10 protein-coding genes are annotated in these 11,965 nt (G+C 62.5%); 9 read left to right on the top strand and 1 reads right to left on the bottom strand.

Annotation, left to right across the window (positions count from 1 at the left end; all coding sequences use genetic code 11):
* Positions 1-14: 14 nt before the first annotated feature.
* The 6 genes from AAAX72_RS07770 (at position 15) to AAAX72_RS07745 (ending at position 5,609) form a co-directional block, all read left to right on the top strand.
* Positions 15-1,769: a [FeFe] hydrogenase, group A gene (locus AAAX72_RS07770; RefSeq protein ID WP_349129869.1), complete on the top strand. Its 1,755-nt coding sequence runs from the start codon at positions 15-17 to the stop codon at positions 1,767-1,769.
* Positions 1,770-1,771: 2 nt separating this feature from the next.
* A complete protein-coding gene (locus tag AAAX72_RS07765) occupies positions 1,772-2,827 on the top strand; it encodes an ABC transporter substrate-binding protein (protein WP_349129836.1) in 1,056 nt (351 codons plus the stop codon).
* 3 nt (positions 2,828-2,830) lie between these two features.
* Positions 2,831-4,210, top strand: coding sequence for an ATP-binding cassette domain-containing protein (locus AAAX72_RS07760; RefSeq protein WP_349129834.1), 1,380 nt, complete (start codon positions 2,831-2,833; stop codon positions 4,208-4,210).
* A 215-nt stretch (positions 4,211-4,425) separates the two neighbouring features.
* Positions 4,426-4,647: a hypothetical protein gene (locus AAAX72_RS07755; RefSeq protein ID WP_195193203.1), complete on the top strand. Its 222-nt coding sequence runs from the start codon at positions 4,426-4,428 to the stop codon at positions 4,645-4,647.
* Between the two features lie 50 nt (positions 4,648-4,697).
* Positions 4,698-4,982: a hypothetical protein gene (locus AAAX72_RS07750; RefSeq protein ID WP_349129832.1), complete on the top strand. Its 285-nt coding sequence runs from the start codon at positions 4,698-4,700 to the stop codon at positions 4,980-4,982.
* Positions 4,983-4,988: 6 nt separating this feature from the next.
* A complete protein-coding gene (locus AAAX72_RS07745; protein ID WP_349129831.1) occupies positions 4,989-5,609 on the top strand; it encodes a CPBP family intramembrane glutamic endopeptidase in 621 nt (206 codons plus the stop codon).
* On the opposite strand, the gene AAAX72_RS07740 is transcribed toward AAAX72_RS07745, so the two are convergent.
* Positions 5,606-7,747 carry a YgiQ family radical SAM protein gene (locus AAAX72_RS07740; protein WP_349129830.1) on the bottom strand — a complete coding sequence of 714 codons (2,142 nt, stop codon included), beginning with the start codon at positions 7,745-7,747 and terminating at the stop codon, positions 5,606-5,608. The genes AAAX72_RS07745 and AAAX72_RS07740 overlap by 4 nt on opposite strands.
* Positions 7,748-7,999: 252 nt before the next feature.
* Between AAAX72_RS07740 and AAAX72_RS07735 the strand changes: the two genes are divergently transcribed.
* The 3 genes from AAAX72_RS07735 (at position 8,000) to AAAX72_RS07725 (ending at position 11,696) form a co-directional block, all read left to right on the top strand.
* Positions 8,000-8,716, top strand: a complete 717-nt coding sequence (locus AAAX72_RS07735) for a YoaK family protein (RefSeq protein WP_055310199.1) — start codon at positions 8,000-8,002, stop codon at positions 8,714-8,716.
* Between the two features lie 165 nt (positions 8,717-8,881).
* Positions 8,882-10,048, top strand: coding sequence for a lactaldehyde reductase (gene fucO / locus AAAX72_RS07730; RefSeq protein WP_035137361.1), 1,167 nt, complete (start codon positions 8,882-8,884; stop codon positions 10,046-10,048).
* A gap of 604 nt (positions 10,049-10,652) precedes the next feature.
* The gene (locus AAAX72_RS07725; RefSeq protein ID WP_035137360.1) at positions 10,653-11,696 is read left to right on the top strand and encodes a M42 family metallopeptidase; all 1,044 of its coding nucleotides are present in this window, start codon (positions 10,653-10,655) and stop codon (positions 11,694-11,696) included.
* Positions 11,697-11,965: the final 269 nt, after the last annotated feature.

Below are 11,965 nucleotides of genomic sequence, written 5' to 3'. Positions count from 1 at the left end.
GCGGAGCACTCAATATGGTCAAGCTCACTATCGATAATTGCGAGGTCGTGGTGCCCGAGCACACCACGATCCTGGATGCGGCCAAGTCCGTCGGCATTCAGATTCCCACCCTGTGCTACCTGCGCGATCTAAACGAGATCGGCGGCTGCCGCGTGTGCGTGGTCGAGGTCGAGGGCTGCGATCAGCTGGTTGCCGCCTGCAACAACTACGTGCTCGACGGCATGGTGGTCCACACCAACAGCCCCAAGGCCCGCGAGGCCCGTCGCACCAACGTGCAGCTGCTGCTGTCCCAGCACGATTCGCAGTGCACGAGCTGCGTGCGCAGCGGCAACTGCAATCTGCAGACCATTGCCAACGACCTGGGTATTTTCTATCTGCCGTATCAAAGGCATTTGGCGGGCGAGGGCTGGGATTTCGATTTCCCCATCATCCGCGAAAACGACAAGTGCATTAAATGCATGCGCTGCATCAAGGTGTGCGAGAGCGTACAGGGCCTAGGGATTTGGGACCTGACCAACCGCGCCACGCATACCGCCGTGGGCACCCGCGGGCGCGTGCCGATCGGCAAGACCGTTTGCGTCGCGTGCGGCCAGTGCATCACGCATTGCCCGACGGGCGCGCTGCGCGAGCGCGACGACACCGAGACCGTGTTTGACGCGCTCGCTAATCCCGACAAGATCGTGCTGGTGCAGATCGCGCCTGCCGTGCGCAGCGCCTGGGGCGAGGAGCTCGGCATATCTCGCGAGGAGGCAACCGTCGAGCGTCTGGCCTGCGCACTGCGCCGCGTTGGCTTTGAGTACGTGTTCGACACCGATTTCTCGGCCGACCTCACCATTATGGAGGAGGGCTCTGAGCTGCTCGAGCGCCTAGGCGCCGCCGCTAAGGGCGAAGGCGACAGCCGCGGCTGGCCCATGTTTACGAGCTGCTGCCCGGGTTGGGTGCGCTTTGTGAAGGCGCGCTATCCGGAGTTTGTCGACAGTCTGTCCACGTCCAAGTCGCCGCAGCAGATGTTCGGCGCCATCGCCAAGACATACTACGCCAAGGTGCTGGGCGTGGAGCCCGAGCGCCTGTTTGTGGTGTCCGTGATGCCGTGTACGGCCAAGAAGGCCGAGTGTGCGCTGCCGAGCATGATGGGCGAGGGCGGCGCGCCCGACGTGGACGTTGCGCTGACGGTGCGCGAGATGGTGCGTATGATCCGCGCGAGCCACGTGAGCGTTGACACGCTGGTCGAGGAGCCGCTCGATACGCCGTTGGGCTTTGGCACGGGCGCGGGTGTGATCTTTGGCGCCACGGGCGGCGTGATGGAGGCCGCCGTGCGCTCGGCATATTACCTGGTGACGGGCAAGAACCCGGATGCCGACTTCTTCACTGACGTGCGCGGACTCGAGGGCTGGAAGGAGGCCGTGGCCGATATCGACGGTACCAAGGTGCGCGTCGCCGTGGCGCACGGGCTGGGCAACGCCGCCCGTCTGCTCGACGCGATTCGCGACGGCCGTGTGAGCTATGACTTCGTCGAGGTCATGGCGTGCCCGGGCGGCTGCGTCGGTGGCGGCGGTCAGCCCATCCATGACGGCTGCGAGCTGGCGGCCGAGCGTGGTCAGGTACTCTGGGGCCTGGATGCGAACGCCGAGATTCGCTTCTCGCACGAGAATCCCGATGTCCAGGCTTGCTATCGCGAGTTCTTGGGCGCGCCGCTCTCGCCGCTGGCCGAGGAGCTACTGCATACCGACCATCATGCCTGGTCGATGCCCCACGAGGGGGCGTGCTAACGATGCGTGCGTTTGATGCTGAGATGACGCGCCGAGGATTTGCCTCGGCGCTTGCCGCAGGCGCGTTGTCGCTCGCACTGGCTGGCTGTGGCGGCGGAGCTGCGGGGGCGGGGTCCGCCGCGGGCTCGGCTGCCACGGACGGCGCCGGTGCTGTCGCAGAGCCGGTCGAGGTGCACGTCGCCTCGCTCAAGGGGCCGACCTCGATTGGCCTGGTGCAGTTTATGGACCAGGCAGACGAGGGTGCCACGGATAACGAGTTCGACTTTGCGATTAACACTGCCGCTGACGAGATCGTGCCCAAGGTGATTCAGGGCGATGTCGATATCGCCCTAGTGCCCGCCAACGTGGCGAGCGTGCTCTACAACAAGACCGAGGGTGCGGTGCAGGTCATCGACATCAACACGCTGGGCGTGCTGAGCGTTGTGACGGGCGACGCGGACGTGACCTCGTTTGGCGACCTGGCGGGTCGCACCGTCTACATGACGGGCAAGGGCACCACGCCGGAGTACGTCATGAACTACCTGCTGGAGCGCGCGGACCTGACCGGCCAGGTGACGCTCGAGTTTAAGAGCGAGCCCACCGAGGTGCTGTCGGCCCTGCTTGCCGACCCGTCCGCCGTGGGCGTGCTGCCGGAGCCGTTCAAGACCGCTGCCATCGCAAAGAGCGAAGGCAAGCTGTCGGCGACGGTAAGTCTGACCGATGTGTGGGATGAGCTGGTGGGCGACACGGGCTCCCGTTTGCTGACGGGCGTGACCGTGGTGCGCCGGGCCTTTGCCGAGGAGCATCCCGAGGCCGTGGCGGAGTTCTTGAGCTGCCATGCGGCGAGCGTTGAGGCCGTGAACGCGGCGCCGGCGGACTGGGCTCAGGCCGTGGTCGATGCGGGCATCGTGGACAACGCCACGATTGCGGAAAAGGCGATTCCCGGGTGCATGCTTGTGTGCCAGACGGGGAAGGATATGAAGGCGGCGCTCGGTGGGTACCTACAGGTGCTGGTCGATGCGGACGCGAGCGCCGTGGGCGGCAAGCTCCCGGCTGACGATTTCTACTACATGGAGTAGCCCGTGCGTGCGTTTGCTCGACAAATGACAGAGCGTATGAAGGCGGTGGCGGCAGGTGGTGCCGTTGCCGCCTTTTGGCTTGCCGCGTGGGTCTTTGCGGCGGCGTTGGTGGCACAGCCGTTGATTTTGCCGGGGCCGGGTGCTGTCGTGGTGGCGTTGCTGCGGCTGGTGTGCGATGCCGGCACGTGGGCGATTCTGATGGGCTCAGGCGCGCGAATCTTGGGCGGGCTGGCGCTTGCCGCGGTGTGCGGTGGCGTGCTGGCGGGAGTCTCGGTGCGGTCGCGGACGTTTGCCCGCCTGGTGGCGCCGGCGCTTTCGTTTGTTAAGGCGACGCCGGTTGCCTGCGTAGTGGTCCTGCTGCTCATTTGGCTGGGGTCGGCGCGCGTGAGCATTGCGGCGGTCTTTTTGATGGCCCTGCCGGGTGTGTATTTCTCGCTGGTCGAGGGTTTGACGCAAGCGGATAGGCCGCTGGAGCAGATGCTTCGTCTGCATGGCGTGCGGGGCTGGCGACTGTTTTGCGCCCACACCTGGCGCGAAGTCCTGCCGTTTGTGCTTTCGTGCGCCCGCACCGTGATTGGCATGAGCTGGAAGGCCGGCGTGGCAGCCGAGCTGATCGGCATGGCGGTGGGCACCGTGGGCGAGCGCATCTATCAGGCGAAGCTGCTCATCGAGACGGCTGACCTGCTGGCGTGGACCGTGTTGGTCGTGGCGGCATCGTGGGCATGCGAGCGTGTGCTGGTGTGGTTGCTGCGGGCTTCGGGGCCTGCGACATGGCGTGTTGCCGTGCGGGCGCATGGGCGTGGACTGCGTGGGCGTGCGGGCGGCCCTGCTGGCGGCGGGGTTGCGGCGGAGCTTGCGCTTGCCGTGGGCGACCGTGCGCTCTGGGCGCCGGCGCTCGACGGTCTGGCGCTCAACGTACCCGCCGGTGGACGCACCTGTGTGATGGGCGCTTCGGGCGTGGGCAAGTCGACGTTGCTTGCGCTGGTGGCGGGGGAGTGCGCACCGTGCTCCATGGTGTTTCAGGACGTGCGCCTGGTCGAGGACGCCTCTGCTTTGGATAACGTGCTGGTGTGCGCCGATGCACGCGTGAATGCCTCGAGTGCCGCAGCCCTGTTGCGCCTGCTGGTGCCGGGGATCGATGTGCATGCTCGTGTGGCCGAGCTTTCGGGCGGGCAGCGCCGTCGCGTCGAGATTGCCCGAGCCCTGCTGTGTCCGGGCGACGCGGTGATTCTGGACGAGCCCTTTACCGGTCTAGACATCGCTGCGCGCGACGCATGCGCCGAGGTCGTGCGCGACTTGCTCGACGGCCGCATGCTGTTGCTTGCTACGCACGATGCCGTCGACGCTCAGGCCCTCAATATCTCGGACATCATCACGCTCTAAATACTTACTCAGCAACAAATTGATCCGTTTTTTCTCCGTCCCCATGGGGTCGGGTATGGTATTCTATCTGCGGGGTAATACTTAGGAATACCAAGTAATACCAACGCCGTAGAACAAACTCCAGATGCGGGCCAATCGGGTTGCCTTCACAGCCCGTCGCCCAGCCGCGCGGCCCGCATCTATCCGCACTACCGTTGTTTCAAAAAGGAAGCGCCATGGCAGAACACATGACCCCGGTTGTCGCGAAGGTCTTGCCCGAGGAAAAGGCAGCCTTCGCGGCGGCAACCCAGCTCGTGGGCACCACGCCGTCCAACGCCATCCGCATGTTCATCGCCGCTTTCAATCGCTGCGGCACCTTCCCGTTCGACATCTCGCCCAACGGGGCCTTTGGCAAAGACTGTCCCCAGCAACTAGTCGTTAAAGAACGTCCCCAATGACTAGTCGTTGGGGACGTTCTTTAACGACTACCTGTCGGGAGGAGGTTGGCATGCTCAATGCGATGATTTGGGCGCTTGCCTGTTTTGGCGTCGTCGCTGCCGATATTGCCCTGAGCGTCGTTTTGTTCTCCGCCCTTGGCGTCGCATCGGTGTTCATGGGTTTTTCGATCGATGGCCTCGACATTCAATTGCTTCAGGCCGTCGCGCAGACGGCATCGTTTTTGATGGCGCTACTGTGGTGGCGTTATCTGTGGCCGCGTTCGTTTATGGCACGCCGGCAAAGCGAGCATCCGCTCGGCGGGGGAGCGCGTGGGGCGTGGAAACGCATCGCCTGAGTTATCGTGATTGGCTTGGCCCTGCAGGTGGTCGTTGGCTACGTGACCGACGCCGTGCTGTCGCTGTTGCCCGATGCCGCGGCCGACTACAGCGAGCTTGTCGAGGAAACAGGCATGGGCGACACCAGCTATCTCGCCGTCCTGACTACGGTGCTCGGCGCCCCATTTTGTGAGGAGCTGCTGGTGCGCGGCATTATTTTTGAGTTTTCGCTCCGAGCGTTTAATCCGCAGTGCCGCCCACTTTGGAAGCGCCGGCGTCGTGCGAGCGCGCAGGACGGCGCCATGGTGCCCTGGTCGGCCCCGAGTACCTGGGGCGTCGCCGCGGCAATCGTGCTGCAGGCGGCGGTCTTCGGCTTTATGCACATGAACTGGGTGCAGGGTTGCTACGCGGGTGCCGCCGGCCTCATCTTTGGTTGGGTGCTCGTGACGACCGGAAAGCTCCGCTACACGATCCTGCTGCACTTTGCCTTTAATGCCGGGTCGTATCTCATGGGGCTGCTGTGGTTTGTGAACACTCCGCTCGACGTGGTGGTCACGGTTGCCATCGCCGGCTTTGTGCTGGTAGGGGCGATGCGCTCGCTGCGCCACGCGTGTGGGATGGACGCAGCGAGCGCGCCGCTGCCCTAGTTGCGGCGACCGCCTCCGTTGGCGCCCTGACGCCCCTGTGCCGCGCGGTTGCGGCCTGCGGTGTTCTGCGCACGCGACATGCCGCTGTGCCCCTTGCTGCCCTTAGGCCCCTTGCCAGCGGCGCCACCGTGGGCCTTGCCGCCCTTCTTGCCTGCGCCATGCCCACCGCCAGCAGACGTCTCGCCCGGGCGCGGCGGCACGGGACGGATCAGGCAATGCTTGGTGTAGCCGATCAGGTCGCGACGGCCAGCCTTTTCCAGCGCCTCGCGTACCAGCTTATAGTTCTCGGGCTTGCGATACTGGATGAGCGCGCGCTGCATGGCCTTCTCGTGCGGGTCGCGCGCCACGTAGATCGGCTGCATGGTGCGCGGATCTACACCGGTGTAGTACATGCAGGTCGACATGGTGGACGGGGTGGGGTAGAAGTCCTGTACCTGCTCGGGCATGTAGCCCATGTCGCGCACGGCTTCGGCAAGGTCCACGGCTTCCTTCATGGTTGAACCGGGGTGGCTCGAGATCAGATACGGCACCACGTACTGCTTGAGTCCGTATTCGCGATTCAAGCGTTCAAATTTACGGCAGAATGCGTCGTAGACAGCTCGGCTCGGCTTGCCCATCACGGACAGCACCGCGTCGCTCACGTGCTCGGGCGCTACGCGCAGCTGGCCCGAGACATGGTGTTCCAGCAGCTCGCGTAAAAACTCGTCCGAGGCATCGGCCATGGTGTAGTCAAAACGGATGCCGCTGCGCACGAAGACCTTTTTGACGCCCGGCAGCTGGCGCAGGTCGCGCAACAGCTGCGTGTAGCCGCTTTCGTCGACCACCATGTTCTTGCACACGCTCGGCCACAGACAGCGCTTGTTCTTGCACACGCCGTGCTTGAGCTGCTTGTCGCAGGCGGGACGGCTAAAGTTGGCCGTCGGTCCGCCTACGTCGTTGATGTAGCCCTTAAACTCGGGATCGCGCGTGAGCAGCTCTGCCTCGCGCATGATCGAGTCGTGGCTGCGCATCTGCAACACGCGACCTTGGTGGAAGGTGAGGGCGCAAAACGAGCATTCACCAAAGCACCCGCGGTTGGAGCTGATTGAAAACTTGATCTCAGCAAAGGCCGGCACGCCGCCCGCCGCGTCGTAGTCGGGATGCCAATCGCGTGCGTAGGGGAGCTCGGCCACCTCGTCCATCTCGTCGGTGGTGAGCGTCGCCGACGGCGGGTTCTGCACCACGTACACGCTGTTGGGATATGGCTCTACCAGGCGATGCCCGGTGATGGGGTCCATATTCTGCTGCTGCACGTTAAAGCTGCGTGCGTAGTTGAGCTTGTCAGCGGCAAGGTCGTCCCAGCTGGGCAGCAAGTCGTAGTCGTAGACCTCGTCGAGCGAACCCGTGCGGTAAACGGTGCCGTTGATATAGGTAATCTGATCGATGTGCAGCCCCGCGTCGAGCGCGTCGGCGATCTCGACGATCGCGTGCTCGCCCATACCGTAGATGAGGATGTCGGCGCCCGAGTCGAGCAGTACCGAGCGCTTGAGCTTGTCCTGCCAGTAGTCGTAGTGGGCCAGGCGGCGCAGGCTCGCCTCGATGCCGCCGATGATGATGGGGGCGTCCTTGAACGTCTGACGGATGAGATTGCCGTAGACCGTGACAGCTCGGTTGGGACGGCGCCCCTCCTCGCCGCCGGGGGTATAGGCGTCGGTGTGGCGGCGGTGCTTGGTCACCGAATAGTGGTTGACCATGGAGTCCATGTTGCCGGCACTGACCAAAAAGCCCAGGCGCGGCTCACCGAGCACGCTGATGCTGGCGGGATCGGTCCAGTCGGGCTGGCAGATGATGCCCACTTTGTAGCCGTGCGCGTCGAGGACGCGACTGATGATGGCCATGCCAAAGCTGGGATGGTCCACATAGGCGTCGCCGCAGATGTAGACAAAGTCGCACTGGTCCCAGCCACGCGCATCCATGTCGGCGCGGCTGACGGGGAGGAACTTATCGCGGCCCGGTCGCCAGGGGCGGGCGGGCGTCGCTTGGGAATGCTTGGTGCGGGCGACCGTGGCCTGCGCCTTACCGCCGCGCTTTTGCTGCTGGCCCTGTTTGCCCTGCTGACTGCGCTGGTTGTTCTGAGCGTGCTGAGGCTTTTGTGCCACGATCCCTCCCGGTGTTTGTATGCTGCACGTAATTGTAACCAGTCTTTTTGGGACGGGGCTAAAAAGACTGGGGGAGTACATGAGCTGGGGATCGGCGCGTCGATGCGGGGATCGTTTGTTTCCAGACTGTGTATCTGCGCGTTGGAGAACCCGTCTCGCGCGCACGCCATGTTGTCAATGGGTTACAGTATGAACGGCGGCTATGTTTCCGCCAACGCACGAGAGAGTCGTCAACAAGGAGGATGCACGACGATGCAGCGTGCCAAACAGATATCGGAGTCTATTGAGCTGGGCATCATCTTGGCGCTCGCCGGTGGCTTTATGGACGTGTATTCGTACATTGGGCGCGACCATGTTTTCGCCAACGCGCAGACAGGCAACATCCTGCTCGTGGGCGTGAGCATCTCGGAGGGCAACTGGGCACTTGCGGGGCGCTACTTCTTCCCTGTGGTGTCGTTTGCCGTGGGTATTATGCTTGCCGATCTGGTACACGAGCGGTTTGGCAGCGTGATTCACTGGCGCCAGGTAACGGTGTTCTTTGAAGCCGTCATCTTGCTGGGCGTGAGCTTTATCCCGGGCGGCAATTTCAACCTGCTCGCCAACTGCCTCACCTCGTTTGCCTGCGGAATGCAGGTCGAGAGCTTCCGCAAGATCCACGGTCACGGCATCGCTACGACCATGTGCATCGGCAACTTGCGCAACGCGCTGCAAAACGTGGACGATTACATCATCACCCACAGGCGCGGCTTTTTGGAAAACGGCCTGCTGTACTTTGGCGTGATCTTTACCTTTGTGTTTGGCGCCGTGTTGGGCAACTGGTGTATTGAGCGCATGGGCCTGCACGCCATCGTCGTGGCGAGCTTGCTGCTGTTTGTCGCGTTTGCCATCATGTTCATCGACCGCGAGCGCGACTTGCGCTTACGCTGGAAGGTTGCGGCCGAGGCTTGGAAAGAGGGCTGCCGAAAGTAACCGAATGCGGCAAAGGGGTTGTCCCTTTGCCGCAATATTTTTCATCATCTGTTGAAACGCTTTAACACTATTGACGTTCTCACGCGTTTTTTGTTTCAAAAGCGTTAGGATGGGACTCATAGCGTGGGGCGTAATGGATGCCCCGCACACGATGGGAGGCTATCAATGGCTAATCGTTTCGTTCTCAATACCATCTCTTATCATGGTTCCGGCGCCATCAAGGAGATCCCCGGCGAGCTCCAGCGTCGCGGCTACAAGAAGATCTTCGTCTGCTCCGACCCCGATCTGGTCAAGTTTGGCGTTACCGCTAAGGTGACCGACGAGCTCGACGCTGCCGGCATCGCTTGGAGCCTCTACTCCGAGATCAAGCCCAACCCCACTATCCAGAACGTCAAGGACGGCGTCGAGGCCTTCAAGGCCGCCGAGGCTGACGCTATCGTGACCATCGGTGGTGGCTCCTCCATGGACACTGCTAAGGCCATCGGCATCATCATCAACAACCCCGAGTTCGCCGATGTCCGCAGCCTCGAGGGCGTTGCTCCCACTAAGAACCACGCCGTGTTCACCATCGCTGTGCCGACGACCGCCGGTACCGCCGCCGAGGTGACCATCAACTACGTCATCACCGACCCCGAGAAGGTCCGCAAGTTCGTGTGCGTCGACACCAACGACGCCCCCGAGGTCGCCGTCGTCGATCCCGACATGATGGCCTCCATGCCCGCCGGCCTGACCGCTTCCACTGGCATGGACGCTCTGACCCACGCCATCGAGGGCTACACCACCAAGGGCGCTTGGGAGCTCTCCGACATGTTCCACTTTGAGGCCATTAAGCTGATCAGCGAGAACCTGCGCGACTCCGTCGCCGAGGCCAAGTCCGGCCAGCCCGGCTCCGGCCGTGAGGGCATGGCTCTTGGTCAGTATGTCGCCGGCATGGGCTTCTCCAATGTTGGCCTGGGCATCGACCACGCCATGGCTCACACCCTGTCCGCTCACTACGACACCCCGCACGGCGTCGCTTGCGCCATGCTGCTGCCGATCGCCATGGAGTTCAACAAGCCGGTTTGCGCTGAGCGCCTGGCCAAGGTTGCCGTCGCCATGGGCGTTGACACCACGGGCATGAGCACCGCCGAGGCCGCCGATGCCGCCATCGCCGCCGTCAAGCAGCTTTCCGCCGACGTGAACATCCCGCACGTCTGTGAGGCCATGAAGGCTGACGAGATCGAGGTCCTGGCCAAGGACGCCATGGCCGACGCCTGCTTCCCGGGTAACCCGCGCGAGGCAACGCTCGACGACGTCATCGAGCTCTTCAAGAAGATCTGCCCGGCTGCCTAGCCCAGTTTGGTGGTCCTTCGCCCGTAGGTGTATGGTCTTTTGACGTGCCGCTGGCCCCGCCGTGCTACGCACGGCGGGGCTTTTTGTGCTGCGTCGATGCCCTGAGACGGACAAAACCAAGGCGTACTGCCCGCTGCGGATAGGTGGTGCACTTCCCTGCGTGCATTTTTGGGAGTATTCAACAAGCTCTTAAAAATGCATAACGTTGTGAATGGGCGGTAGTGATCCGCAGGCGCCCATCGACAGCCATTGTGGGCGGGCTATCGATGAGTGGAGGGGGTTGTTACTGAGTTTCTGCTTTGCGACGACCTGCAACACTGCTGTAACCGCGTCGTTTTGTCGTTCGTGATGGGGCCGTTGGGGTCCACGGTGCTGAATACTCCGTTTTTTGCACGGTCCAAGGTGGGGCACCCTGAGACGAAGCAAAAAGATACCTCATTTCTATGCAAATACCAATAGGATTTATGCAAGATTGAGATTGTAAACCGTGCACGTGCACAAAACCGGTGCGGGGACGTCTGGAGGCGGCTCGGCTCCTGGGGCATTGCACGTGCAGAACGGTTAAAATCGGGACTCGGTCTTAGTTTTACTTGGAAGGATGCATATGACTTCTAATATTGATGCTTCTCTAGAGGAGACGCTCTCCTATATCGCAGGACAGCTTAAGACGCTGACTTCTATTGCCTCCCCTACCGGCTATACCCGTGCGGCGACTGATTATCTGATGGAGACCCTGCGCGATATGGGGTTTGGGCCTGAGCGTTCTAATAAGGGTAACGTGCTCGTTGAGCTTGGCGGCGAGGGCGAGCCGCTCGTACTGGCGAGCCATGTCGATACCCTAGGCGCCATGGTGCGTTCCATTAAGGACAATGGCCGCCTGCGCCCCACGACGCTCGGTGGGCATCAGTGGTCTACGGCCGATGGCGAGAACTGCACCGTCTACACGCGCGACGGCAATGTCTACACGGGCGTGGTTCTTAACACCGAGCCTTCGGCGCACGTGGCCGACGAGCCGGTCAAGACCATCGAGAAGAACATGGAGATCTTGCTCGACGAGAACGTCGACAGCAAGGACGATGTGCTCGAGCTGGGTATTCAGACCGGCGACATCATCGCTATGGATCCTCGCACGACGGTGACGGAGAGCGGCTACATTAAGAGCCGCTTCCTGGATGACAAGCTATCGGCCGCCATTTTGTTGGGCTTGGCGCGTGCCGTCGCCGCTGGCGAGGTGACGCTTTCGCGTAAGGTTTCGCTGCTCTTTACCGTGTACGAGGAGGTGGGCCACGGCGGCGCCTTCGTGCCGGCCGACACGCGCGAGATGATCAGCGTTGACATGGGCTGCGTGGGCGACGACCTAGGCTGCACCGAGCACATGGTGTCGATCTGCGCCAAGGATTCGGGCGGTCCGTACAACTACGACCTGGTGACGGCGCTGTCCAATATCGCGCGCGAGCTTGAGCTCGATTACGCTATCGACGTGTATCCGCATTACGGTTCGGACGTCGAAGCCACGCTCTCTGCCGGCTACGACATTCGCCATGGTCTGATCGGCCCCGGCGTGTATGCGAGCCACAACTACGAGCGTAGCCACATGGACGGCGTGCGCAACACCTTCGAGCTCGTCCGCGCCTACGTACAGCGCTAGCGATGCAGCGGCCTCGGCTGATACGGCAGTACCGACCGAGGCCGTCCTCTCTAAGTTGCGGTGAAATAGGGACTGTTTGGCGGTTTTAAACGCTTAAACGGGGGTGCGGACAGAAAGTTGGACCGCGGGGCGGTCCGGACTGTGGAGTGGGAAGGATAAACTGGACTTTCTTTTAAGGATCCTCAAGCGTATTGCCGCTCGTATTCCACTGGAGACATGTAGCCCAGGGTGGAATGCATGCGCACCCTATTGTAATAGAGCTCTATGTA

Source organism: Collinsella sp. CLA-ER-H8 (genome assembly GCF_040092335.1).
Taxonomy (GTDB): Bacteria; Actinomycetota; Coriobacteriia; order Coriobacteriales; family Coriobacteriaceae; genus Collinsella.
This window is presented reverse-complemented; position numbering and strand designations above follow the sequence as displayed.

Coding starts and splice junctions, on each gene's coding strand:
- AAAX72_RS07755 (WP_195193203.1), top strand. CDS start 4,426: ATGGCAGAACACATGACCCCGGTTGTCGCGAAGGTCTTGCCCGAGGAA.
- AAAX72_RS07765 (WP_349129836.1), top strand. CDS start 1,772: ATGCGTGCGTTTGATGCTGAGATGACGCGCCGAGGATTTGCCTCGGCG.
- AAAX72_RS07770 (WP_349129869.1), top strand. CDS start 15: ATGGTCAAGCTCACTATCGATAATTGCGAGGTCGTGGTGCCCGAGCAC.
- fucO (WP_035137361.1), top strand. CDS start 8,882: ATGGCTAATCGTTTCGTTCTCAATACCATCTCTTATCATGGTTCCGGC.
- AAAX72_RS07735 (WP_055310199.1), top strand. CDS start 8,000: ATGCAGCGTGCCAAACAGATATCGGAGTCTATTGAGCTGGGCATCATC.
- AAAX72_RS07750 (WP_349129832.1), top strand. CDS start 4,698: ATGCTCAATGCGATGATTTGGGCGCTTGCCTGTTTTGGCGTCGTCGCT.
- AAAX72_RS07725 (WP_035137360.1), top strand. CDS start 10,653: ATGACTTCTAATATTGATGCTTCTCTAGAGGAGACGCTCTCCTATATC.